This window comes from Ruegeria jejuensis (genome assembly GCF_041537905.1).
GTDB lineage: Bacteria > Pseudomonadota > Alphaproteobacteria > Rhodobacterales > Rhodobacteraceae > Ruegeria_C.
In genome coordinates this window covers 183,213-208,203 of record NZ_JBGRUO010000001.1, presented here as the reverse complement: position 1 = coordinate 208,203, position 24,991 = coordinate 183,213, and the positions used below count along the sequence as shown (strand labels likewise).

22 protein-coding genes are annotated in these 24,991 nt (G+C 61.7%); 15 read left to right on the top strand and 7 right to left on the bottom strand.

What is annotated here, in order from left to right; translation table 11 throughout:
* Window positions 1–20: 20 nt before the first annotated feature.
* From AB1E34_RS01265 to AB1E34_RS01255, 3 genes are read left to right on the top strand one after another with little or no spacing between them, the layout of a single operon-like run.
* The gene (locus AB1E34_RS01265) at window positions 21–1,202 is read left to right on the top strand and encodes an aminotransferase class I/II-fold pyridoxal phosphate-dependent enzyme (protein WP_372570521.1); all 1,182 of its coding nucleotides are present in this window, start codon (window positions 21–23) and stop codon (window positions 1,200–1,202) included.
* A 15-nt stretch (window positions 1,203–1,217) separates the two neighbouring features.
* A complete protein-coding gene (locus AB1E34_RS01260; RefSeq protein ID WP_372570520.1) occupies window positions 1,218–4,097 on the top strand; it encodes a DNA translocase FtsK in 2,880 nt (959 codons plus the stop codon).
* 39 nt (window positions 4,098–4,136) lie between these two features.
* Window positions 4,137–4,724, top strand: coding sequence for a LolA family protein (locus AB1E34_RS01255; RefSeq protein ID WP_372570519.1), 588 nt, complete (start codon window positions 4,137–4,139; stop codon window positions 4,722–4,724).
* Between the two features lie 9 nt (window positions 4,725–4,733).
* On the opposite strand, the gene AB1E34_RS01250 is transcribed toward AB1E34_RS01255, so the two are convergent.
* A complete protein-coding gene (locus AB1E34_RS01250; protein WP_372570518.1) occupies window positions 4,734–5,312 on the bottom strand; it encodes a transglycosylase SLT domain-containing protein in 579 nt (192 codons plus the stop codon).
* A 366-nt stretch (window positions 5,313–5,678) separates the two neighbouring features.
* Between AB1E34_RS01250 and hspQ the strand changes: the two genes are divergently transcribed.
* Window positions 5,679–6,005 (top strand): heat shock protein HspQ, encoded by a 327-nt coding sequence (hspQ, locus tag AB1E34_RS01245; protein ID WP_249710719.1) that lies wholly within the window; start codon window positions 5,679–5,681, stop codon window positions 6,003–6,005.
* A 21-nt stretch (window positions 6,006–6,026) separates the two neighbouring features.
* Here the strand turns inward: hspQ and AB1E34_RS01240 are convergent, their stop codons facing one another.
* Window positions 6,027–7,604, bottom strand: coding sequence for a gamma-glutamyltransferase family protein (locus AB1E34_RS01240; protein WP_372570517.1), 1,578 nt, complete (start codon window positions 7,602–7,604; stop codon window positions 6,027–6,029).
* A gap of 14 nt (window positions 7,605–7,618) precedes the next feature.
* A complete protein-coding gene (locus AB1E34_RS01235; RefSeq protein ID WP_372570516.1) occupies window positions 7,619–8,665 on the bottom strand; it encodes a LacI family DNA-binding transcriptional regulator in 1,047 nt (348 codons plus the stop codon).
* 135 nt (window positions 8,666–8,800) lie between these two features.
* Between AB1E34_RS01235 and AB1E34_RS01230 the strand changes: the two genes are divergently transcribed.
* From AB1E34_RS01230 to AB1E34_RS01180, 11 genes are all read left to right on the top strand, one after another.
* Window positions 8,801–8,986 carry a hypothetical protein gene (locus AB1E34_RS01230; RefSeq protein ID WP_372570515.1) on the top strand — a complete coding sequence of 62 codons (186 nt, stop codon included), beginning with the start codon at window positions 8,801–8,803 and terminating at the stop codon, window positions 8,984–8,986.
* Between the two features lie 23 nt (window positions 8,987–9,009).
* Window positions 9,010–10,155: a TRAP transporter substrate-binding protein gene (locus AB1E34_RS01225; protein ID WP_372570514.1), complete on the top strand. Its 1,146-nt coding sequence runs from the start codon at window positions 9,010–9,012 to the stop codon at window positions 10,153–10,155.
* A gap of 113 nt (window positions 10,156–10,268) precedes the next feature.
* Complete coding sequence (locus AB1E34_RS01220) at window positions 10,269–10,781, top strand: TRAP transporter small permease (protein WP_372570513.1); 513 nt, start codon at window positions 10,269–10,271, stop codon at window positions 10,779–10,781.
* Window positions 10,782–10,792: 11 nt separating this feature from the next.
* The gene (locus tag AB1E34_RS01215; protein ID WP_372570512.1) at window positions 10,793–12,121 is read left to right on the top strand and encodes a TRAP transporter large permease; all 1,329 of its coding nucleotides are present in this window, start codon (window positions 10,793–10,795) and stop codon (window positions 12,119–12,121) included.
* 12 nt (window positions 12,122–12,133) lie between these two features.
* The gene (gene hisD, locus AB1E34_RS01210) at window positions 12,134–13,441 is read left to right on the top strand and encodes a histidinol dehydrogenase (RefSeq protein WP_372570511.1); all 1,308 of its coding nucleotides are present in this window, start codon (window positions 12,134–12,136) and stop codon (window positions 13,439–13,441) included.
* Complete coding sequence (locus tag AB1E34_RS01205) at window positions 13,434–14,195, top strand: SDR family NAD(P)-dependent oxidoreductase (protein WP_372570510.1); 762 nt, start codon at window positions 13,434–13,436, stop codon at window positions 14,193–14,195. Before hisD ends, AB1E34_RS01205 begins: the two co-directional genes overlap by 8 nt.
* A complete protein-coding gene (locus AB1E34_RS01200) occupies window positions 14,192–15,172 on the top strand; it encodes a zinc-dependent alcohol dehydrogenase (protein ID WP_372570509.1) in 981 nt (326 codons plus the stop codon). Before AB1E34_RS01205 ends, AB1E34_RS01200 begins: the two co-directional genes overlap by 4 nt.
* A 30-nt stretch (window positions 15,173–15,202) precedes the next feature.
* Window positions 15,203–15,619 carry a universal stress protein gene (locus AB1E34_RS01195; protein ID WP_372570508.1) on the top strand — a complete coding sequence of 139 codons (417 nt, stop codon included), beginning with the start codon at window positions 15,203–15,205 and terminating at the stop codon, window positions 15,617–15,619.
* A 44-nt stretch (window positions 15,620–15,663) separates the two neighbouring features.
* Window positions 15,664–16,170 (top strand): sulfopyruvate decarboxylase subunit alpha, encoded by a 507-nt coding sequence (locus tag AB1E34_RS01190; protein ID WP_372570507.1) that lies wholly within the window; start codon window positions 15,664–15,666, stop codon window positions 16,168–16,170.
* The gene (comE, locus tag AB1E34_RS01185) at window positions 16,167–16,721 is read left to right on the top strand and encodes a sulfopyruvate decarboxylase subunit beta (RefSeq protein ID WP_372570506.1); all 555 of its coding nucleotides are present in this window, start codon (window positions 16,167–16,169) and stop codon (window positions 16,719–16,721) included. The genes AB1E34_RS01190 and comE overlap by 4 nt, the downstream gene beginning before the upstream one ends.
* A complete protein-coding gene (locus AB1E34_RS01180) occupies window positions 16,721–17,821 on the top strand; it encodes an alpha-hydroxy acid oxidase (protein WP_372570505.1) in 1,101 nt (366 codons plus the stop codon). The genes comE and AB1E34_RS01180 overlap by 1 nt, the downstream gene beginning before the upstream one ends.
* Before the next feature lie 15 nt (window positions 17,822–17,836).
* Here AB1E34_RS01180 and AB1E34_RS01175 read toward each other — a convergent pair whose 3' ends face one another.
* Genes AB1E34_RS01175 through glgA form a run of 4 tightly spaced genes read right to left on the bottom strand, consistent with a single transcriptional unit; the run spans window position 17,837 to window position 24,991 of the window.
* Window positions 17,837–19,468, bottom strand: coding sequence for an alpha-D-glucose phosphate-specific phosphoglucomutase (locus AB1E34_RS01175; RefSeq protein WP_372570504.1), 1,632 nt, complete (start codon window positions 19,466–19,468; stop codon window positions 17,837–17,839).
* Window positions 19,465–21,456, bottom strand: coding sequence for a 4-alpha-glucanotransferase (gene malQ / locus AB1E34_RS01170; RefSeq protein ID WP_372570503.1), 1,992 nt, complete (start codon window positions 21,454–21,456; stop codon window positions 19,465–19,467). The genes AB1E34_RS01175 and malQ overlap by 4 nt, the downstream gene beginning before the upstream one ends.
* On the bottom strand, window positions 21,453–23,558 hold the full coding sequence (gene glgX, locus AB1E34_RS01165) for a glycogen debranching protein GlgX (protein WP_372570502.1): 2,106 nt from the start codon (window positions 23,556–23,558) through the stop codon (window positions 21,453–21,455). The genes malQ and glgX overlap by 4 nt, the downstream gene beginning before the upstream one ends.
* On the bottom strand, window positions 23,555–24,991 hold the full coding sequence (gene glgA, locus AB1E34_RS01160) for a glycogen synthase GlgA (RefSeq protein WP_372570501.1): 1,437 nt from the start codon (window positions 24,989–24,991) through the stop codon (window positions 23,555–23,557). Before glgA ends, glgX begins: the two co-directional genes overlap by 4 nt.

Here is a 24,991-nt window from a genome sequence, read left to right as displayed (position 1 = left end):
CCCGTGTTGAGGCAGTTGATATGAATTTCCCCGAGCGGTTTTCGAACCTACCGGCTTATGCATTCCCGCGCCTGCGCGCCTTGCTCGACCATCACACGCCGGGCGGTGAGCCTGTGCACATGACCATTGGCGAGCCAAAACACGCGTTTCCCGACTGGGTCACGCAGGTCATCATCGAGAATGCTCATACATTTCAGGGCTATCCGCCCAATGAAGGCTCGCCCGAGCTGCGCGGCGCAATCACCGACTGGATTGCACGGCGCTATGGCGTGACGCTGGACCCCGATCTGCACGTGATGTCGCTGAACGGCACCCGCGAGGGGCTCTATAATGCGGCCATGGCGCTCTGCCCGGAAGAGAAGAACGGCAAAAAGCCGGTTATTCTGACCCCGAACCCCTTCTATCAGGTCTATATGGTGGCGGCGATTTCGGTGGTGGCGGAGCCTCATTTCGTGGCGGCCACGGCGGCGACCGGACATTTGCCGGATTACACCAGCCTGCCTGCCGATATCCTGAACCGCACTGCGGCGGCCTATATCTGCTCGCCCGCGAACCCGCAGGGCGCGGTCGCGAGCCGGGATTACTGGGCCGATCTGATCCGTCTGGCCGAGCAGTATGATTTCCGCATCTTCGCGGATGAATGTTATTCCGAGATCTACCGCCATGAAGCCCCGACCGGCATTCTGACCGTGGCGCAGGAGCTGGGCGCGGACCCTGAGCGCATCACGTTGTTCAACTCGCTCTCGAAGCGCTCGAACCTGGCCGGGTTGCGCTCTGGCCTGATTGCGGGCGGACCGGAATCGATCAAGCGGGTCAAACAGTTGCGCGCCTATTCCGGCGCACCGCTGCCGGGGCCGTTGCAGGCCGCTGCCGCGCGGGTCTGGGCCGATGAGGCACATGTGGAGGAAAACCGCGCGCTTTATAGCGAGAAATATGCGCTGGCGGATGAAGTCTTTGGCAATGTGCAGGGTTACATGTCGCCCGAGGCCGGGTTTTTCCTGTGGTTGCCGGTCGAGAACGGGGAAGAGACGGCGCTGAAGCTCTGGCAGCAGACCGGGGTGCGGGTGTTACCCGGCGCTTACCTCTCGCAGGACGGGATCGGGGGCAATCCCGGCACATCATATATCCGGGCCGCGTTGGTGGCCCCAAAAGAAGAATTGCAGCGCGGGCTGATCACGCTTCGCGACTGTGTGTACGGATGAGGGTACGAGGGTAGCATGGCATATAACACGCGTGGCCGCGATCCGTTGCTGGACAGCAATATGCAGGCAGCGATCGAGAAGCGAGGCAAGGAACTGATCGGCATCGCCTTGATCGTGCTGGGGCTGCTGGCGGCGGCGATGATCGGGTCTTACACGCCCGAGGACCCGAACTGGATGGTCTCGACCGACGCGCCGGTGCAGAACTGGACCGGACGCCTTGGCGCCTCGATTGCCGCGCCGCTGTTCATGATCGTGGGCTGGGGCAGCTGGGGTATCGCTCTGGTGCTGATCGTGTGGGGCTTGCGCTTTGCCATCCATTCCGGCGAGGATCGCGCGCTAGCACGGCTGATCTTTGCGCCGATCTGGATCGCGGTCGTGTCGATCTATGCTGCAACCCTTGTCCCCGGTGCCGAATGGAAAGCCACGCACAGCTTTGGTCTGGGCGGCCTCTTTGGCGACACCGTGATGGGGGCATTGCTGACGCTCTTGCCCATCGGGTCGCATTTCATGGTCAAGCTGACGTCGTTGCTGATGGCGCTGGGCATGGTCACGTTGGGCGCGTTTGTGATGGGCTTTACCGGGCCGGAGGTCAAACGCGGCCTGCGCTTTGTCGGGATCAACCTCATCATGGGTTACGGCGCGCTGATGACGCTGCTGGGCCGGGGGACCGCCGCGACCATGCAGGCGGCGCGCAACCGTCAGGCGCTGCGCGCCGAGCGCAAGGCCGATATGCGCCTGACGGCTGATTATGCCCCCGACGCCGCTTATCCAGATCAGATCGACCCGGTGTTGGAAGAGCCTGTTTTCGAGGAGTCTGCGCCCGAGCCCAAGGGTGGCTTGCTGGCCCGGATGCCCTCGCTGATCCGCCGCGCCGACCCGATGCCCGAGCCCGAACTGGTCGAGGCGATGCCGCTGGCCGAGTTCGACAACATGCCCGGCGACGATCGGATCAGCGCCAAGATCGCCGACGCCGTGCGCATCCGCAAAGAGGCCGCCGGCGCACCGCCACCACCCGACCCGACCCGCCCGCTGACCAAGGGCCGTGGTCGCGGCCCCGATCCGCTGGTGCTGGATCGAGGCGAACCGGGTGGTCTGCCGCCAGAACCGCCGCTGACCGCTGATATGGGGCTGCCGCCCGAGCCGCCCCTGATGGCACCGCAGGGTTTCGATACCTTGCACGACATGCCCATCGACATGGATGAGCAGGACCCGATTGAGGCCCTGCCCCTGGCTGAACCCGCGCCGGTCGCGCCGCAGATTCCGGTTGCCGAACCGCGCAAGGCTGTTGTGGAACAGCCGGTCCGCAAGGCTCCGCAACCCTCGCGCCGGGCGCAGGCCGAGGCGCAGCCGGCGCTGGCCTTCGAGGAGGATGGCGGCGAGTTTGAACTGCCGCCACTCAACCTGCTGACCAATCCTTCCGGTATCCAACGCCATCATCTGAGCGACGAGGCGTTGGAAGAAAATGCGCGGATGCTGGAAAACGTGCTGGATGATTACGGCGTAAAGGGCGAGATCACCTCGGTCCGTCCCGGCCCCGTGGTCACCATGTATGAACTGGAGCCTGCCCCCGGTCTCAAGGCCAGCCGGGTGATCGGCCTGGCTGACGATATCGCCCGCTCGATGGCGGCGCTGTCGGCGCGGGTTTCGACCGTGCCCGGCCGTTCGGTGATCGGTATCGAACTGCCCAATGAGAACCGCGAAAAGGTCGTGCTGCGTGAAATCCTCGCCAGCCGTGGATTTGGCGACAGTAACCTGAGCCTGCCTTTGGCGCTGGGCAAGGATATCGGCGGCGAGTCGGTTGTTGCCAACCTCGCCAAGATGCCCCACCTGCTGATCGCGGGGACCACGGGCTCGGGCAAGTCGGTAGCGATCAACACGATGATCCTGTCGTTGCTCTACAAGCTGACGCCCGATGAATGCCGGTTGATCATGATCGACCCCAAGATGCTGGAACTGTCCGTCTATGACGGCATCCCGCATCTGCTCAGCCCGGTTGTCACCGATCCGAAAAAGGCGGTTGTGGCGCTGAAATGGGTCGTGGGCGAAATGGAAGACCGCTATCGCAAGATGTCCAAGATGGGCGTGCGCAACATCGAGGGCTTCAATGGCCGCGTGAAAGAAGCGCTGTCCAAGGGCGAGATGTTCAGCCGCACGGTCCAGACCGGATTTGACGATGAAACCGGCGAGCCGATCTTCGAGACCGAGGAATTCGCGCCCGAAAAGCTGCCCTATATTGTCGTCATCGTCGACGAGATGGCCGACCTGATGATGGTCGCAGGCAAGGAAATCGAGGCCTGCATTCAACGTCTGGCGCAGATGGCGCGGGCGTCGGGCATTCACCTGATCATGGCCACGCAGCGCCCCTCGGTCGATGTGATCACCGGTACGATCAAGGCCAACTTCCCGACCCGGATTTCCTTCCAGGTCACCTCGAAGGTCGACAGCCGCACCATTCTGGGCGAAATGGGGGCAGAACAACTGCTGGGTATGGGCGACATGCTCTATATGGCGGGCGGGGCCAAGATCACCCGCTGTCACGGCCCGTTTGTGTCCGATGAAGAGGTCGAAGAGGTGGTCAATCACCTCAAACAGTTTGGCCCTGCCGAATATATCGGTGGCGTGGTCGAAGGACCCGCTGACGAAAAGGCCGACAATATCGACGCGGTTCTGGGTCTAAACACCGGCGGCAATACCGATGGTGAGGACGCGCTCTATGACACTGCCGTGGCTATCGTGATCAAGGACCGCAAATGCTCCACCTCGTATATCCAGCGGAAACTGGCCATCGGGTACAACAAGGCCGCGCGTCTGGTTGAACAGATGGAGGATGAAGGTATCGTGTCGCCCGCCAACCATGTCGGCAAACGCGAAATCCTTGTGCCCGAGCAGCAATAGGTGCTTCACATCAGGGCCAGAGCCCTTATCTGAGGTGGTATGAAACAGATTGCCCTTGCCCTCGCCTTGACCCTGGCCGCGCCTGCGGCTTGGGCGGCGGAGAAACTGCCGCTGAACGCGATATCGAACTACCTCAACGGGTTGAAAACCGTCGAGGCGAGTTTTTCCCAGATCAATGATGACGGCTCGCTAAGCACCGGCAAGGTCTGGATTGACCGCCCCGGCAAGATGCGGTTCGAATACAATCCACCCGACAGCGCGCTGGTTCTGGTGCGCGCGGGGACTGTGTTTGTCGATGACAAGAAATCCAATCAACCGCCCGAGCAATACCCGCTCAGGAAAACCCCGCTGTCGCTGATCCTGGCGCGCAACGTGGATCTGAGCCGCGCCAATATGGTGGTGGGTCACGGGTTCGACGGGACCGCCACGGTGGTCACGGCGCAGGACCCCAAGAACCCTGAATATGGCAAGATCGAGCTGATGTTCACCGCCGATCCGGTGGAGCTGCGCAAATGGGTGGTGCATGACAGCAGCGGCGCCAAGACCACGGTGGTGCTGGGCGAGCTGGAGAAAGGCAAGAAGCACAATACGCGCTTCTTCTCGGCGACATCCGACAATAACCGCTGAGCGTGTTGCTCAGCGGCAGAAGGCCAGTTGCTGGCGGTACATCTCGCCGCGCGCATCCACCTTGGTGGCCACCCGCAGCAGCCAGGATTTGGAGTTGTGCGACCCGCGCGCATAGCCGGTGTGGCCTTCGTGATAGGCCAGATACTGGTTGCGCGTGTCATGTAGCGGGATGCCGTTGCGGTTCAGGCTCTTGTTCATGTACCAGCCGATGAAATCCGAGGCGTCGCGCATGCGATTGCGTTTGGCGCTGCGCTTGCGGGTTTCGCGCTTGTACTCGTCCCAGGTGCCGTCCAGCGCTTGGCTGTAGCCAAAAGCACTGCTCTGGCGACCCATCGGGATCACGCCCAGCGCGTATTTATGCGGGGTTCGCGCGTTCGACTTGTAGCGGCTTTCCTGATAGATCGTCGCCATCTGGACATGCACCGGCACGCCCCATTTCCGCTCGGTCTTTTTGAACGCCTTCATGTATTCCGGGCGTTGTTTTGCGATGCTGCAAGCGTTGTCGAGATTGCGCGGCGGGGTCGAGGACCCACCCCCACAAGACGCCAAAAGAAGCGCCAGCATCAATGCGCTGAGATATCTGCTCATCTGCTCTTGCCTATTTTTTTTGGCAATCATACCGCAAAACGTGCGCATGGGAAATCACATTCGCCGTGAAATCGTTGGCGGATTCAACAAGCTGACCGCTTTTGGGGCTTGTTCGACGCTGATCTGCGACCTAAAGCGGGCAGGCGGGGCGCCGCCGAGTTCGGGCATACGCGACGTCAGCCGGACTTTTTTGCTCGATTTTCGCGCTCAGGGGCGTAAAACCCGGCCCAAGCAGGACGCACAATGCCGGAAATCCGGCCACTGTCCGAATGAGGTTCACAGTCTGTTTCCTTGCTAAACCGGGACTTCTGTTGGACAAAACGCGCCGGTTTCGGGATACTGGAACGCAGTAGGGGCAATAGTACAATGTTAAAGACACGCGCCAGATATCATTTGGGCCAGGTCGTGCGTCATAAAAAACACCCGTTTCGCGGTGTCGTTTTTGACGTTGATCCGGAATTTTCAAATACCGAGGAATGGTATCTTGCCATTCCCGAAGACAGCCGTCCGCGCAAGGAACAACCGTTTTATCACCTTCTGGCTGAGAATGACCAAAGCTATTACGTAGCTTATGTCTCGGAACAGAATCTGGTTGCGGATTATTCCGGTGAACCGGTGCAACATCCTGATATTCCAGACATGTTTGGCCCGTTCGAAGACGGCTCCTATCCGCTGCATTTCCAATTGAACTAGGCGCGCAGGCGCCCAATCTGGTCAGTATCCCAACGCGCAGCCATCCTTTCTTGGATCGCTTGCGCCTTCCAGCACGCCATCATCCCGGATCCGGATGGCTTGCGCGCCACCGATGGCTACGTCGGGGAGGGCCACGCTGTGTCCCAGATCGGCCAGTTCCTGGCGTACCGCGTCGGAATAACCACGCTCTACGAGCAGCTTACCCGAATCGGCAAAGCAGCGTGGCGCGTCCAGAGCGGCCTGCAATCCCATGCCGTAATCGGCCAGGTTGGAAACAAAACGCGCGTGCCCCGTCGATTGATAGGCCCCGCCCATGACGCCAAAGGGCAGGGTGATCCGGCCATTCTGGCGCAGCATTCCGGGAATGATCGTGTGCATCGGCCTTTTGCCGCCGCCGAACTCGTTCGGATGGCCGGGCTCCAACGTGAAGCCCGATCCGCGGTTCTGGAACAGGATGCCGAACTTGTCGGATGCGATGCCGGACCCGAAGCCGCGGAAGATCGAATAGATCAGCGATACCGCCATCCCGTCCCGGTCCACAACGGTGATATAGATTGTGTCCTTGTGGACCTCTTCGCTCAATGGGGCGGGGTCGGGCATTGCCCGCTGCGGATCAGTCAACGCCGCCAGCGCCCGGGCGGTGTTGGGGTCAAGCATGTGGTCGAGGCGATGGCTGTGGTCGGGATCGGCCAGAAACCGGTTGCGCGCGTCATAGGCCAGCTTCGTGGCTTCTGCCTCGATATGCGCGCGCTGGCTGCCCAGCGGGTCCATGGCGGGCAGGTCGAACTGGCTCAGGATGTTGAGCAGCAGGATCGCCGTCGCTCCCTGGCCATTTGGCGGATGCTCAACCAGTTCGAGGGACTTATATGCGCCGTCGATTGGGGTTGTTTCCGTGCAGCCCGTATTGGCGAAATCTGTTAGGTCATGGGTGCCGCCGAGTGCGCGCAGCGTTGCCACCATATCCTCGGCAACTTCGCCGGAATAAAACGCGCCACGCCCAGAACGCGCAATCCGGCGCAGGACCTCGGCCTGTTGCGGGGCGCGGAATATCTGGCCCGGTTGGGGAACTTTGCCAGCCAGCAGATAATGGTTGCGCGCGTCGCCTTGCAGATGGTCGGCGTCGCGTTGCCAATCGAACGCCACTCGCGCGGCCACCGGCACACCGGTTTCGGCGTAGTGGATTGCCGGTTGCAGGATCGCGTCCAGCCCGATCCGGCCTGCGGTCTCTGACAGATGGCAGAATGCGTCAATCGCGCCGGGGATCGTGACCGCATGGGCGCTGCCCGGATCGACCTTGTTCACGCCCCCCGCGCGCAGGGCTGCTGGGTCCGCCGCGCCGGGCGCGCGGCCCGAGCCGTTCAGGGCATGGACCTGCTGCGAACCGGGGCGGGTGTAGAGCACGAAGCAATCGCCGCCGATGCCGGTCATCTGCGGTTCGCAGATCCCCAGCAGCACCGCCGCCGAGATCGCCGCATCCATCGCATTGCCGCCGCGCTTGAGAATGTCGATGGCGGTTTGCGCCGCCAGCGGATGCGATGTTGCGCACATGCCGTTTGTCGCCAACACCTCGGAGCGGCCCGGCACCTGAAAGTCACGCATATAGTCTGATCCTCTTACCCGCGAGACGCGAAGTCCTGGCTTTTGTTTGCCGGGCCCAGCGAGTGGCGCTCGACAATGTCTGTTTGCAGGCGGATGGTATTTCCCGGAATGTTCTTTTCAACCATTTCGACCAGTTCAAGCGCCGCTTTTCCGCCCATCTCACGATGCGGGACATGTACCGTGGTCAGGGCAGGGCTGACAATACGGGCTAGCTCGATGTCGTCAAATCCGGTGATCGAGACATCCTCGGGCACGCGCATCCCCATGCTTTGGGCCTGCCGGAGCGCCCCGGCGGCCAACACGTCGTTGCCACACAGGATCGCGGTCGGGCGCGGGTCTTGTGACATGAGCCGCGCAAAGGCTTCGGCCCCGTTCTCGACCTCATAGGAGGTTTCGACCACACTCAGGGCATCGGGCTGCAAGCCGCCCCTGCGCAGGGCATCCCGCACGCCTTCGATCCGGAGCCTTGCGCGGTCATTGCCCTGACTGAAGCCCGAGATCATCGCGATCCGGGTATGGCCCAGCCCGATCACCCGATCAGCCAGCGCCTGCATCGCCTGCCGGTTGTCAAAACCGATCGAGGGTGCGCGCGCGTTGGGGATGTAGGACCAGGCCACCATGGCGGGTACCTTCTGGCGCTCAAGGTAGTCATAGATTTTCGGATCACGGTCGTGGCCGATCAGCAAAAGCCCATCGGCACCGCGTGCCACAAGAGTGCGGATCTGCTCCTCCTCCACTTCGGGACGATAGGCCGAGCTGGAGACCAGCAGGGTATAGCCACGCTGATGCAACTCTTCCTGAAAGGCTTGCAGGCCCCGCGCAAAGATCGCGTTTTCCATGGTCGGGATGATTGCGCCGATGGTGAAGGTGCGCTTGGCGGCCATGACGCGGGCCGCGAAATTCGGCGTATATCCAAGCGTGTCGACGGCGGACATGACGCGCTTGCGCGTGGCTTCCACAACCCGCTCCGGGGCGTTGAGGCACCGTGACACCGTTGCCGTCGAGACGCCCGCTTTGCGGGCGACATCGTCCAGCGTAGGGGCGGATCTCAGTTTCGACATTTCAAAACCTGTGCTTTGTATTTGCTTAACTTCTAGCACATTGCAGCAGGTTTGAAAGACGTCAATGTAAGCGCTTGCATTATCTATGTAAGCGCTTACAAATGAGGTAGAGCCGAATCTGTCCGGAGTCCTCAAATGTATCTCGCTGCATCCATCGTCGTGTTTGTCATCTATTTCACGAATGTTGCACTAGGTGCGTTCGCGAACAGCGCGTTTTTGGGGGATGTGGGCGAAATGCTGGTTCTGTTCGCGGCGTCGATCCTGTTCGTTGTCGCAATCTTAAAAAAAGAAGCTGACCGCAACGCCAATGACGGAAGCTGATTTGTCCAATGGGAGGACAATTGATGGACAACGAAAAACAAAACCTGGCTTCGGCTGAACGCCGGAACTTTCTTAAACTCAGTGCGGGTGGTGCGTTCACTGCGGCGCTCGTGGCGGGGGCGGGCGGCGTACTTTGGTCGTCTGAGGCTGCGGCGCAGACGGCGAAAGAGGAAAAGGATCGCGAAAAGGCCGCCGATCACATCATGACGGTTGCGACCGCTTATGTTCTGGGGGCCTCACGCAGCTATCCGATCATGCAACTGGACCTCAAGGAGAACATCCAGAACGCCACCAACGGCAAGGTCTATGTCAAGCTGGCACCGGGCGGGCAGTTGGGGGCTGGCGGTTCGCTGGTCCAGAAAGTGCAGGGCGGGACCATCCAGGCGGCGCAGCATTCGCTGTCGAACTTCGCGCCCTTTGCGTCGACCGTCGATCTGATCAACATGCCCTATCTCTGTGGCTCAAACCAGCGCTTCACCAATCTGGTGCATTCGGAAACCTGGAAGAATGAGGTGCATCCCAAGGTCGAGGCGGCAGGCTTCAAGGCGCTGTTCTATGTGGTCATTGATCCCCGCGTTGTGGCCGTGCGCCAGGGCGGCAATGCCATCCTGACGCCGTCTGACATGAGCGGTGTGAAGTTCCGCGTCCCGGGCTCGAAAATGCTGCAGCAATACTATCGCATGGTGGGCGCGAACCCGACGCCGGTTGCCTGGGGTGAGACGCCTTCGGCCATCAAACAGGGCGTGGCCGACGCGCTCGACCCGTCGGTGGGCGCGCTTTTTGTCTTTGGCTTCAAGGATATCCTCAGCAACGTGACCTTCACCCAGGCGGTGCCGGACAGCCAAGTCTATTCCTGTAACCTGGAATGGTTCAATTCAATGCCGGCGGATGTTCAGGACGGGATCATGTGGGCGGCGGAAATGACCAGCCATCAGAACCTGTCCAAGGTACCCTCGGCACGGGCTTATGCGATGGCCGAATTGAACAAGGCAGGCGTCCAGTTCCATTCGCTGAGCGACGATCAACTGGCGGAATGGAAAGACGCCGGTGGCTATCAGCGGTCGGAATGGGACCCGTTCAAGACCGAACTGGCCGGGTCGATGGAGGCCTTCGACAAGCTGGTCGAAGCGGCTGACACACAGGGCAAGTATTACGTCCACGACGCCTGACGCCATCCGGGCGGGTGCCGATTGCGCACCCGCTCCTACCACCATCAGCACCACCAAAGACCGGCCGCATCCAGGGCCGAGCCGTGAGGTGTTGCCAGGATTCGAGGCAGAAGATGACTCTATTTCAGAAAATAGACCGCGATGCCGAACGTTGGCTGCTGCTGGTGTTCTACGTCATGCTGGTCATTACGATGGCGATCGAAGTGCTGCGGCGCGAAATCTTCGCCTACTCCTCGATCTGGGGAGAAGAGATCGTTCGCTATTCCTTCATCTATCTCGCCTGGATCGGCGCGGCGGCGGCGGTTAAGGAACGCGCCCATATTCGCATCGATGTCGTGATGCACTACCTGCCGCCTCGGCCCAAGGCGCTGCTCTATATCTTCGGCGATCTGGTGATGTTCCTGGTCGCGATCATCGCGCTCTACTGGTCCTACGAGGCGGTGCATGTCTCGGCCAAGTTTGGCTCGGTCACTGATGGGCTGCGGGTGTCCAAGGTCTGGTTCCTGATGGCGGTGCCGACCGGGTTTGCCCTGATGATCTGGCGTCTGATCCAGTCCTTCCTGCGTGATTTCAAGTCCTTGCGAGACGGCACGCCCGTTTTCGAAGGCGACAAGCTGTTTGATTGAGGGGATAGACAATGCTTTGGAATTCTCTCAATCAAACGGTTGAACTCGGCTGGGATTTCTATGTCCCGGTCTTGATGTTCGTGGCATTGATCGCACTGGCCGTTCCGGTCTGGGCTGCGATCGGCTCGGCTGCCATTGTCATGCTGGTTATGTCCGGCGATCTGCCGCTCAGCCTGGTGGGCGAGAGCCTGTTCACCGGCATCGATGCCTTTGCGCTGACTGCTGTGCCGCTCTTTATCCTGACTGGCGACGTGCTGGTCCGCACTGGGCTGTCGCGCAAGTTTCTTGATGTGGCCGAGGCGCTGACCTGCTTTGCCAAGGGCGGTTTCGGCTCGGCCACGGTTCTGGTCTGCGGCATGTTCGCGGCGATCTCCGGCTCTGACGCTGCCGGGGCGGCTGCGGTGGGTCGCATGACCATCGACCGGCTGGTCGAAAGCGGTTATCCGCGCCCCTATGCCTGCGCGCTGGTAGCGGCGGGCGCCTGCACTGGCATCCTGATCCCACCCTCGATCGCTTACATCATCATCGGTCTGGTGCTGGGTATTTCGGCCTCGACGCTGTTTCTCGCGGCGCTGATCCCCGGTCTGGCCATTCTGGTGTCGATCCTGGTGACCAACATCATCATGAACCGTCTCTACGCCTATGAGGGCGGCGGTATGATGACCATGGGCGAGTGGCTGGCCAATCTGGGCAAGGCGCTGAAATCCGGCTGGTATGCCTTCATCGTGCCGGGCATCATCTTCTACGGTATCTTCTCGGGCCGCCTGACCCCGACCGAAGCGGGTGCCACAGCGGTGGTCGTCACCATCGCCATGGGCTTCATCATGCGCACACTGACGCTGGCGGATTTCCCCTCGATGCTGGTGAGTTCCGCCAAGGTGAACGGTGTCATCCTGCCCATCATCGCCTTTTCCGCCCCGCTGGCCGAAGCGCTGGCGATCATGGGCGTGCCGCAGGGTTTCGTCACATCCATCACATCGCTGACGGATGATCCCTATCTGCTGATTCTGCTGATGATCGGCATCCTGATCGCCGCAGGCTGCGTGATGGAGACGACGCCGAATATCGTGATCCTTGCGCCGATCCTGAAACCGCTGGCAGACAATATCGGCATGAACGAGATCCAGTTCTGCATCATGATGATCACCGCACTGGGCGTAGGGTTTATCACACCACCGCTGGGTCTGAACCTGTTTGTCGTATCTGGCATTACCGGCGAGTCAATTCTGAAGATTGCCGCCCGGGCCGTGCCCTTCGTATTGACTATGTTGATCGTGGTGCTTCTGATCGCCTACATTCCTGCGGTTTCGACCACTTTGCTTCCGGAAATCTACCAATAGGACTTGTTGAATATGCCTCGTGAATATCTGAAAAAGGCAACCCTGACCGCGCAATCCCATGCGTCCGAAGTCCATGAGACAGTGAAGACGATCCTCGAAGAGATCGAAGCGGGCGGCGATGACAAGGCGCTGGAATATGCCAAGAAGTTCGACCGCTACGAGGGCAGCGTCCTGCTGTCACCCGAAGAGATCGAGGCCGCCTGTGCATTGGTGCCGGAAAAGCTGAAGGCTGACATTCGCTTTGCCCATGACAATGTCCGCCGCTTTGCGGAAACCCAGAAGGCAACCCTGTCGGATGTCGAACTGGAAATCGTTCCGGGCTTTGTCGCGGGCCAGAAAGCCATCCCGGTCGATGCGGCGGGCTGCTATGTGCCCGGCGGGCGCTATAGCCATATCGCCAGCGCCATCATGACGGTGACCACGGCAAAGGTTGCGGGCTGTCGCCATATCACCGCCTGTTCGCCGCCCCGGCCCGGCGTTGGGGTTGCCCCGGCGATCGTCTATGCCGCCCATATCTGCGGGGCCGACAAGATACTGGCGATGGGCGGCGTGCAGGGCGTGGCCACCATGACCTATGGTTTGTTCGGACTGCCCAAGGCCAACATCCTTGTCGGCCCAGGAAATCAGTTCGTCGCCGAAGCCAAGCGCATCCTGTTCGGTCGTGTCGGCATCGACATGATCGCAGGCCCCACCGACAGTCTGGTGCTGGCCGATGGGGCCTCGGACCCGTTTGTGGTGGCGACCGACTTGGTCAGTCAGGCCGAACATGGCTACAACTCGCCGGTCTGGCTGGTAACCGATGACCGGGCGGTGGCCGAGAAAGTCATGGAACTGGTACCGACGTTGATTGATGATCTGCCCGAAGTGAACCGCGACAACGCGTTTGCCGCCTGGCGCGATTATGCCGAGGTGATCCTGTGCGGGGATCGCGAGGAGATGGCGGCCTGTTCGGATGACTACGCGCCAGAGCATCTGACAGTGCAGGCCGAGGATCTGGATTGGTGGCTGGGTCGTCTGACCTGCTATGGCTCGCTGTTTCTGGGTGAAGAGACCACGGTGTCTTACGGCGACAAGGCCACGGGAACCAACCATGTGCTGCCGACCTCGGGGGCTGCCAGCTATACCGGTGGTCTGAGCGTCCACAAATACATGAAGATCGTCACCTGGCAGCGCGCCACGCGCGAAGGCTCGAAATCAGTGGCCGAAGCCACGGCGCGTATCTCGCGGCTGGAGGGAATGGAGGGGCATGCCCGTGCGGCGGATGTGCGGCTTGCCAAGTATTTCCCAGACGAGCAATTCGATCTGTCGGCAGATGGCTGACCCAAGGGCGCTCTTTGATCTGACCGGTCGGGTCGCGCTTGTGACCGGGGCAAGCTCCGGACTGGGGCGGCGCGCGGCGCTGGTTCTGGCAGGGGCCGGGGCGCGCGTCGTTGGCCTCGCCCGGCGGCAAGATGCGCTGGACGACATCTGCGCCGAGATTGGCCCGAATGCGGGCAGCGTTGTCGCGGACGTGGCTGACCGGGAGGCGCTGGATGGGCTGGTGGACCGCGTGAACGCAACCTTCGGCCCGCCGGACATCGTCATTCATGCGGCGGGGGTGAACACGCGCGAGATGGCGGATGAGGTGACTGCGAAAGGCTGGGATCAGACGCTGGCGCTGAACCTCACCGCACCGTTCTTTCTGAGCCAGGCGCTGGTGCCTGCGATGAAAGAAAAGGGCTGGGGCCGTATCGTCAACTTCGCCTCCTTGCAGACCACACGGGCCTTTCCGGGCGGTGTGGCCTACGGTGCTTCAAAAGGGGGCATTGCCCAATTGACTCGCGCTATGGCCGAGGCTTGGTCGGGCGATGGCATCACCGCAAATGCCATCGGGCCGGGCTTCTTTCCGACCGAGCTGACGCAGGCGGTCTTTGCCGACAGCGACCGCGCGGCCCGCAACGCGGCGCAGACCTGCATGAAGCGCAACGGGCGGATGGAGGATATCGACGGACCGATCCTGTTCCTGTGCTCGGAGGCGTCCAGCTATGTGACCGGGCAGGTCCTGATGGTCGACGGGGGGTTCACCGCAAAATGAAAGCGCTTGTGTATGATGGGGTTGAACAGATGGGTTATCGCGAGGTGCCGGATGCGGTTCCGCGCGAAGCAGAGCATCTGATCCGGGTAGAGGCCGTTGGCATCTGCGGTTCGGACATGCATGCCTATCTGGGCCATGACGCGCGCCGCCCCGCGCCGCTGATCCTCGGGCATGAGGCGGCAGGCGTCATTGTTGGCGGTGCGCGCGATGGTACCCGTGTCACGATCAACCCGCTGGTCTGCTGCGGCACCTGCGCCGCGTGTCAGTCGGGGCGGGAGAATATCTGCCCGGACCGCCAGATCATCTCGATGCCCCCGCGCGAGGGGGCGTTTGCGCAATATGTTGCCATGCCCGACGCCAATCTGGTCGAGGTGCCCGCGGGCGTCCCTTTGGCCAAGGCCGCGCTGGCGGAACCTCTGGCGGTTAGCTGGCACGCGGTCAGACTGGCTGTGGAGAGCCTGCACCCCGGCGCGCAGGCCCGCGCACTGGTGATTGGGGGCGGGGCGATCGGCCTTGCCGCTGCGCTGGCGCTGAAAGCGATGGGGATCGAGGATGTGGTGATCACCGAACCTAACGAGATGCGCCGCGCCTATCTGCAAGACCGCTGCGGACAGCGTGTGGTGGCCCAGCCCGAGGGCCTCTATGAGGTGGTGATTGACGCGGTGGGCTATTCCGCCACGCGCGCAGTGGCCTCGGAACATACTGCACCGGGCGGCGTGATCGCCCATGTGGGCCTTGGCGAGGATCGCGGCGGGCTCGACATCCGCCGGATGACCCTGCAGGAGATCCGCTTCATCGGGACCTATACCTACACGGCGCAGGATTTTCGCGACACCGCGCAGGCCATCTTTGATGGGCGGCTCGGCGCGCTGGACTGGATTGAGGAGCGCCCGCTCTCCGACGGGTTCGAAGCGTTCCAGAATTTGCGCGCCGGTGCGGTCGCGGCCCCCAAAATCGTGTTAACACCATGGGCATAGAGAAAACCGAACACCCGATGGAGACAGGACATGTATAAAAAAATTCTGGTCCCGATGGCGCTGGATCACGATATTTCGCAACACACGCTGAAGGTGGCGCGAGCCCTTGGCGGCAGCGCCTGCGATATCATCGCGCTGCATGTCTATGAGACGCCGCAGGGCTCGGCGAGCGCTTATCTGGACAAGACCGTCGTCAACGAGGGCTTTGCAAAGGCAAGACGGCTGCTGGAGGAAAAACTTGACGACTCAGAAGGGATCACGCCCGAGATAATCAAGGGCCACACGGCGCGCACCATCATCGACTACGCCAATGCAAACGAGGTCGATTGCATTGTGATCGGCTCGCATAAACCCGGCCTGAGCGACTATTTCCTTGGCTCCACCGCCGCGCGCGTGGTTCGGCACGCCCATTGTGCGGTGCATGTTCACCGCAATTCTCAACCCTGAAAAAAGCGCGATTTGCGCCTCGAAGCGAAAAGGCAAACCAGACAATGAATATCGACAAGAAGATCGCCGATGATCTTGTCGCCAATGACATCTCGTTCGTGACCACAGTGCCGTGTAAGCAACTGGCTGGCGTGATCGAAGAGATTGATCAGCGCGATGACATCTTTCACATCCCCTCGAACAAGGAAGACGAGGGTATGGGTCTGTGTGCCGGGGCCTGGATGGGCGGCAAACGCCCAGCGATCATCATGCAGAACACGGCCATCGGCGTGACGTTCAACACGCTGGCAACGCTGATTCAGTATTATCGGATGCCCCTGCCGATGCTGATTTCCTATCGCGGCGAGCTGCGCGAACCGGTTGCCTGTCAGGTCGAGATGGCGATCCACACCAAGGCGCTCCTGGCGCAGATGAATATCCCGACCTACCATTTCCACTGGCAGAAGGATGTCGAAGAGTTCGACAATATCCTGAAATACACCTTCATGTGCAACAAGCCCGTGGCGATCCTGACCGATGCCAATTTCTGGGGAGGCTATGGCGACCAATGATCCGTTCCGAGATTTTGAAAGAGATTGCCCCGATCCTGCGCGACCAGCTTGTGGTCTGTAACATCGGTATTCCGAGCCAAGAGTTGCATGCCATCGACGACCAGCCCACGAACTTCTACATGCTGGGCACGATGGGATTGGCCTCGTCCATCGGGCTGGGACTGGCACTGGCGCAGCCCAAACCGGTGATCGTCATCGATGGCGACGGCTCGATTCTGACCAATATGGGCACCTTGCCGACCATCGCGAACAATGTGGCGGATAACTACATCCTGATGATCATCGACAACGGGTCTTATGGCTCGACCGGAGATCAACCGACATATGCGGGTCTCAAGACCTCGCTTGCCAAAGTGGCCGAGGCCTGTGGTTGCGAGAATGTCATCGAGTGCCGGGATGTGGATACCGGTGAGGTTCTGCAAAAGGCGCTGGATAGCGGCAAGATGCATGTGATCGTGGTCAAGTGCGATAGCGGCAACGCCAAGAACCCGGTGATCACGATGGACCCGGTGGTGATCCGCGACCGTTTCATGAAGGCCGTTCAGGCCTGATGGCCGCAAACGCCATCCACAGCGCCGAGGATGCCCGCCGACTTGCACGGCGGCGTCTGCCATGGATGGTGTTTGACTATATCGACGGTGCCGCAGGGGCAGAGGTGGGTGCCGCCCGCAACCGCGCGGCGCTGGATGCACTGACCCTGCGCCCGCGCATCCTGCGCGATGTCAGTGACAGATCGCTGTCGACGACCCTGTTTGGTAAGCCCGCGCAGCGCCCGTTCGGCATTGCGCCGATGGGCATGTGCAACCTTGCCGCCCCGGGTGCCGACCTGATGCTGGCCCGTCTGGCGGCGCGGTATTCGGTTCCGCTGGGTGTGTCGACCGTCGCTTCGACACCCATGGAAGAGGTGATCGAGGTCGCGCAGGGCAACGCTTGGTTCCAGCTTTACTTCAGCGGCGATGGCGCGGGCACGTTCAAGCTTGCGGAACGGGCGCGGGACGCGGGATATGAAACACTGGTCCTGACCGCGGATGTGCCCGAAGTGGGACGCCGCCCGCGCGAACTGCGCCACGGGTTCACCATGCCGTTTCGCATCGGTCCGCGTCAGTTTCTCGACTTCGCCCTGCATCCGCGTTGGTCACTGTCGACGCTGTTGCAGGGTCGGCCGCAAATGGCGAATTTCCAGATGGCGGGTTACAGCTTTGACCGGACTGAGAGTCGCGCAAAGGCAAGCTGGGACACGCTGGCCCGGTTGCGCGACATGTGGCGCGGCAATCTGGTTGTCAAAGGCGTGCTTGATCCCGAAGACGCGTTGGCCCTGAAAGAGGCGGGCGTCGATGCCATTCAGGTCTCAAGCCATGGGGCCCGCCAGTTGGACAGCGCGCCTGCGCCCATTGCGGCCCTGTCCGACATCCGCAAGGCGGTCGGGGCCGGGTATCCGTTGTTTTATGACAGCGGTCTGCGCTCGGGCGAGGACGTGCTCAAGGCCCTCGTCACCGGCGCGGATTTCGTCTTCTTCGGCCGCATCCTGCAATTCGCGATTGCGGCGCGGGGAGAAGAGGGGCTGGGCCAGCTCTGGGATGTATTGAGCGATGAGATGTCCATCGCCCTAGCCCAGATCGGGGCCACCTCGGTGGAAGCCGCAAAGGTCTGAGATGGACCTTCCCCTTCAGGTCACAACGTCGGGTTCGGTCCGGCCTGTGCGCTCGGTCAACTGGCACAGCATACGGGTAGCTTGAGAGATGCCCCAAAGCGCTTCTTGTGGCTCCATGTCCAATTTGCCCGATGGCGGTTCGTAAAGCTCAAGGTAAATGCGCAGGGTCGCGCCTTCGGTACCGGTTCCTGAAAGCCGTAGCACGGCGCGCCCGCCGCCCGCGAAGGTGATCCGCAGCCCCTGATTGTGGCTGACAGACCCATCGACGGGATCGTGGTAGAAGAACTGATCGGCGTCTTCGATAACCAGCGACCCTGCAGTCTTGCCCGGCAACTCCGCGAGTGTGTCCGACAGGTTCTGCATCAGATCCTGCGCGGGGCCTGTGGCGATCGCTTCGTAATCGTGGCGCGAGTAATAGTTCCGACCATAGGTCTGCCAATGGTCTTGCAAGATTTCCCGCACACCGATTTTCCGCACTGCGAGAATGTTCAGCCAGAGCAGGACCGCCCAGAGCCCGTCTTTCTCGCGCACATGATCGCTTCCGGTGCCGGCGCTTTCCTCGCCGCACAGGCTGGCGCGGCCCGCATCCAGCAGGTTGCCGAAGAATTTCCAGCCGGTTGGGGTTTCATAGCAGGCAATGCCCATGGCCTCGGCCACGCGATCGCAGGCGCGGCTGGTCGGCATGGAACGTGCCACGCCCGCCAGCCCTTCGGAATATCCGGGTGCCAGATGTGCATTGGCTGCCAGAATGGCCAGACTGTCGGACGGGGTGACATAGACACCACGCCCAAGGATCATGTTGCGGTCGCCATCCCCGTCCGAGGCGGCGGCGAAATCGGGTCCATCTTCGGCCATCACCAAATCTACAAGCGGTTTCGCCCAGATTGGGTTGGGGTCGGGATGGCCCTTGCCGAAATCCACCGAGGGCACACCGTTGAGCACCGTGCCGATGGGTGCGCCCAGCATGCCCTCCAGAATGGTCTTGGCATAGGGTCCGGTGACCGCATGCATCGCATCAAAGCGTAAGGTAAAGCCCCCATTGATCAGCCCGCGAATGGCGTCGAAGTCAAAAAGCTCCTGCATCAGTTCGGCATAATCCGAAACCGGATCGACAATATCGACCCGCATATCCCCCAGCGCCAGGTCGGCCACGGTGCCCAGGTCGATATCGTCGGTGTCCAGGGTCTTGTAACTGCTGAGCGATTGGGTTTGCTCAAAGATCGCGTCGGTTACGCCTTCCGGCGCGGGGCCGCCGTTGGAGATGTTGTATTTCAGCCCGAAATCCGCGTCGATTCCCCCTGGATTGTGACTGGCTGACAGGATCAGGCTGCCATCGGCTTTGCGCTTGCGGATCAGGTTCGAAGCCGCTGGCGTTGACAAGAGCCCGTCGCGCCCGACGATGATCTGGTTTGCTCCATTGGCCGATGCCATGCGCAGAATGGTCTGGATCGCTTCGGCGTTGAAATACCGGCCATCGCCGCCCACGACCAGCGTCTTGCCCTCAACACCGCCGATTGCATTGAAAATCGACTGCACGAAACACTCGACATATCCGGGCTGCATGAACACTTTGGTCTTTTTGCGCAAACCGGAGGTGCCGGGTTTCTGCCCTTCAAACGGCGTGCAGACATGGGTCAGAATGGTCATACTGAGGCCTCTTCTTCTTGCTGGGCTTGTGCGGGCGGACGGTAGGTTTTCATCGTGTCAGCAACATGTCGCAGTGCCGTCGATGTTGCAAATCCGTCAACGGAAACAGGCAGTCGGCGGCGCCAGTTGGGGTGTGCATCAATCGTGCCCGGCAGATTCTGGGCTTCTGTCACCGCAAGCGCATCGTCAAGCTGGACCGACACCAGTTCGGACGGTGCGGTGGCCAGCTCTGCGTGAACCTTGTCGATGACATCCGCAATCCCGGCCTCCGGCGCAATGTTGCAGTTCTTGCGCAGACTATGGCGTTGACGGGCGCGATGCCCATGCTGGCTGGCGCGCGCCGGGGCGTTCAACCAGCCAACACGGCGCCACCATTCGATATCGATACCATGCCAGAAGCCGCTTAAGGTTGGCGTGTCGTGAGTGCCGAAACAGGCCAGCCCATAAGGCGCAAGGTTGCCTGCGGGCAGGATGGATCCATCTGGGCGGGTTTCGAACTGCCAGACTGCATAACTGTAAAGCCCGGCAGCGTTCATCTGTTCGCGGAAGCCTGCGGGTACAAGGCCCAAATCCTCGCCGATCACAACGCAGCCCGCGCGCGCCGCTTCGATCTGTATCACCGCCAGAAGCGACGCGAACGGCTGGGTGACATACCCGCCGGCGCTACCATCGTCCGGCAGCCAGTAGCTGCGAGCGAGGCCAAGCGCGTGGTCGATCCTGAGCAGGCCGCATTTGTCCATCAGCTTGCGTAGCATAGCGCGGAACGGGGCGTAGTTGGCGGCGGCAAGGGGGCCGGGCGCGTGGGCGGCAAGCGCCCAGGACTGGCCTTCTGGGCTCAGATGGTCCGGCGGCGCACCGATGGTCACGCCCCGCGCAATGGTGGCGGCGTTCATCCAGACCTCGGCCCCGTCGGGGCGGGGCCCGACCGCCAGATCAAGATAGAGTCCCAGCGACATGCCCGCCGCCTGCGCCGCCCGCTGGGCTGCGCCGATCTGCATGTCCGCCTGCCATTGCAACCAGGCATGGAATTCGGTGCGTTCCCCTGCGGCCTTCTCGGCCTCGGGCCCCGGCTGCCGCAGCTTTTGCGGCCAATCTCGGAAATCAGGCCCATATGTCTCGCTCAGGGCCTCGAACCGGGCGAATTCGGCAAGCTCTGACCCGGCATGGTCTTGCCAGTCGCGAAAGGCGGATGGGTCTGCGCGGCTTTTGAACTCTGCATAAGCCTGTTCCAGTGCCGCCGCATGACGTCTGCGGAACGCGGAGTAGTCAATCAGAGGTGCCTCTGGCGGTGGCCCCAGACCGCCCTGGATCGCGATGTGATCGGTGTTGAAAAACCCCCGGTGGGAGGGTGAATAGGGGCTTATGATCTCGCTATTCGCCCAGCCCAATGCATGCACCGGGTTGATGCCGAAAAACTGCGCGCCCATCGCCCCAAGTGAGGATACCGCCGCGCTGAGGTCGGCATAGTTTCCAAGCCCGCCATTTTCCGCGCTGCGCAACCCGTAAAGCGCGCCCGTCATGCCCCAGCAGCGGTGTTGCGCGGTGCGGGATTGCAGATCGGGCGCTCTGGCGGGACGGGCGAGGATACGGGTGGTCTCGCGATGATCCGCAAAACTGGCGTGCAGATGATGGTAACCGATGCGCAGGCCCGGCAGGTTCAGCACCCCATCCGCGTGTCCTTCGGCCAGCACAGAGCCGGTTTCACCGGTCACGCACCACTGGCACGGCGCGCGCAGGGGCAGGGAGCCGGCCTGTTCGGCCTCGACGATATGTTCGAGGGGTAGGTGGCGGCTGCGTTCTTGGTTCCGGGTTTGGTGCAGCGCGTCGCGCACCTCGCTTTCCGATCCGGCCTCAACGCCGAGCGCGCGCAGCAATGCGCGCAGCGTGTCTGGACCAGCAAAATGTTGCTGGCCATGCAGATCGGAGTATTCAGTGTGAACCCCATGCGCGCGTGCCAGATCGCGCAAATCCGTGTCGGTCTGGCTCATTCCGCTGTCTCTTCGGACAGGCAAAAGGCGGCAATCGCGTGGGGCGGAACCACGATTGAGCCACCCGGCACGACCAGTCGCCGCTGCTGCATCACCGAGGTGTCAATCTCGCGCACCCAGCTTCGGGAGGTAGCAGGCAGGATCAGGTCCTGCGGATCATCGGCCCGGTTGAAGGCCAGCAGGACTTCATCCGTTTCGGCAGCGCCACGCAGCGTTTCAGCATTGCCACGCAGGTGCAGGCACAGGCAGGCCAACCCCGGGTCGCGCCAATTCAGCGCGCTGCCATCAAAGTCGCGCCATTCCACATCGGGTTTGCCGTCCGAGGTTCTGGTGGCCCCATGCAGAAAGTTGCTTTGCCGCAGTACCGGATGGTCACGCCGAAACCGGGTCAGGGCGGTGGTGAAGGCGATCAGATCGGTGTCCAGCGCGCTCCAGTCGATCCAATTGACCTCGTTGTCCTGACAATAGCTGTTGTTGTTACCATGCTTGGAATGGCCGCCCTCGTCCCCCGCCAGCAGCATCGGCGTGCCTTGCGACAGCAACGTGGTTGCCAGCAGGCTACGCTGCCGTCTGAGCCGATCTGCGATGATGCCGGGATCGTCGGTTGGCCCTTCAACGCCGAAATTCTCGCTGAAATTGGTGTGGTGGCCATCGTGGTTGTTTTCACCATTGGCGTGGTTGTGGCGCTGCACGTAACGGGTGGTATCGGTCAGGGTAAACCCATCATGGGCGGCGGCGAAATTGATCGAAGACCAGACCCGCCTGCCTTGGGTATCGAAGATATCGGCAGAGCCCAGCAGCGCCGATCCCAGATCCTGTGCGCCCTGCCGGTCACCGCGCCAGAACCGGCGCACAGTATCGCGGAACCGGTCGTTCCACTCGGCAAATTCGGCTGGGAAACTGCCGAGCTGATACCCTCCGGGGCCGATGTCCCAGGGTTCGGCGATCAGCTTGACGGCGCTCAGAACAGGGTCCTGACGCAGCGCATCCAGAAACCCGCCACGCCGGTCAAAACCGTGATCTTCGCGGCAGAGCGTGGTGGCCAGATCAAAGCGGAACCCATCGACCCCCATGACCTGAACCCAATGCCGCAGGCTGTCCAGGATCAGGCGGGTCACGATCGGGTGGCGCACATCCAAGGTGTTGCCGCATCCGGTGTCGTTGACATAGTAGCGCGGCTGGCCGTCCAGCAGTCGGTAATAGGCAGCATTGTCGAGGCCCCGGAACGACAGCGTCGGGCCAAGGTGATCACCTTCGGCCGAGTGGTTATAGACCACGTCCAGGATTACCTCGATCCCGGCGGCGTGGAACCGCTCTACCATCGCGCGGAAGCCGCGCACGCCGGCAGGACCCAGATAGCGCGGCTCGGGCGCAAAGAAATTGATCGTATTGTAACCCCAGTAATTGATCAGCCCGCGCCGGATCAGTGCGTTTTCGGATTTGATGGCCTGCACAGGCAACAGCTCGATCGTGGTGATCCCCAGCGCGGTCAGGTGGTCCAGCATCTGCGGTGAGGCGAGCCCGTCAAACGAGCCGCGCAGCGCTTCCGGGACTGCGGGGTTGCGGATTGTGCTCCCTTTTACATGTGCCTCATAGATCACCGTGTTGTCCCATCCACGTGCCAGGGGCTCGGCATCGGGGGTATAGATAGCGGGATCGGGAACAACCGATTTCGGCACATAGGCCGCGCTGTCGCGGGAGTCGAAAGACAGATCGGCCTGCGGTGCATACAATTGGTAGCCGAATGTTGCGTCATGTTCGGTGAAGCCACCCGACATCTCGCGCGTATAGGGATCAAGCAACAGCTTGTTGATATTGAAACGATGACCCTGATCGGGATCATAAGGGCCGGCAACGCGATAACCATATAGCGCACCGGGCTGCAGCCCCGGCAGATAGCCGTGCCAGATGCTGCCCGTGCGCTCAGGCAGCGGCAGACGGTGTTCCTCACGGTGCCCGTCAGCCGAATAGAGGCACAGAAAGACTTGCTGCCCGTTTTCAGAAAACACGGCAAAATTGGTGCCGCCACCGTCGAAATGCGCGCCCAGACGGTGCGGGTTGCCGGGCTCAAACCGGGTGGAAATATGCGCCTGAAATGTCATGCGACCAACGCGGAATAGAGGTCGGCATAGCCTTTGGCCGAGTCATCCCAACTGACCGGATGGCGCATCGCCGCACGCTGCATGTTTTGCCACAGACGGGGATCTGCATGGGCGTCGATCACCCGGTCGATCACATGCGCCAGCCCCTCGGGGCTGACATCGTCAAAGACAAATCCGGTTGCTGCCTTGACCGCGATGGCCGCGACATTGGCGTCGATCACGGTGTCGGCAAGACCGCCGGTTCGCGCGACCACTGGCAAGGTGCCATAGCGTAGGCCGTATAGCTGCGTCAGCCCGCAGGGTTCGAACCGCGAGGGGATCAGGATCGCATCGCTGCCTGCCTGCAGCAGATGCGACAGGGGCTCATCATACCCGATGAACGCGCCGACAATGCCGGAGTGATCCTGAGCCGCCTGCCTGAAGCCGGCTTCCAGTTCGGGCTCTCCGGACCCCAGCACGGCAAGCTGCGCACCGCGCGCGACCAGATGCGGCACCGCGCTCAACAACGCGTCCAGACCCTTTTGCTGGGTCAACCGGCTGATCACGCAGAACAAGGGGCCGGTCGCGTCGGGGGCAAGCTCCATCCGCTCATAGATCGCTGCCCGGTTTTCCGTTTTGCGCTTCAGGCTGCGGGCATTGTAGGGACGGGCGATCTTGTCGTCGGCGGCGGGGTTCCAGCTGTTCAGGTCGATACCGTTGAGCAACCCGCTCAGCACGTCCTTGCGGGCGCGCAACACACCGTCAAGACCCATGCCGAATTCCGGTGTCAGGATTTCGCGTGCATAGCTCGGGCTAACGGTGGTGATGCGGTCGGCGAACATCAGCCCGCCCTTGAGAAAGCTCAGATCGCCGTGATACTCGAGCGCTTCGGGATGGAACCAGTCGCCTTTGAGGCCCAATGGGCCAAGTGCCTGCGGGCCGTAGCGGCCCTGAAATGCGATATTGTGGATGGTGAGGACCGTGCGAGGCTCTGGGCGGCCTTCCATTTTCAGATAGACCGGCGCAAGAGCGGCCTGCCAGTCATGTGCGTGCAGGATGTCGGGCCGGTATCCGTCGATGGCCCCCATGCAGATCCGAGCCGCCGCCTGCGACAGCGCGCCAAAGCGCAGATCGTTATCTGGCCAGTCCTGCCCGCTTTCATCGACATAAAGCCCGCCGGGCCTGTCAAAGAGCTGCGGCGCATCGAGCAGCAGCAGCGGCACGCCCTCGGAGGTCACCTGGACCAGACGCCCATGGCCGCCGGGCAGGTCGTCAAATCTTGCCACCTCTTCACCTTGGGGCAGCAGCGGGAACAGGGCGGGGTATGCGGGTATCAGAACCTGCGCCTCGATGCCAAGGGGTGCGAGTGCGGTGGGCAGCGCGCCCACAACATCCGCCAGCCCGCCGGTTTTGGCAAAAGGCGCGCATTCGGATGCGACCATCAAGACCTGCAT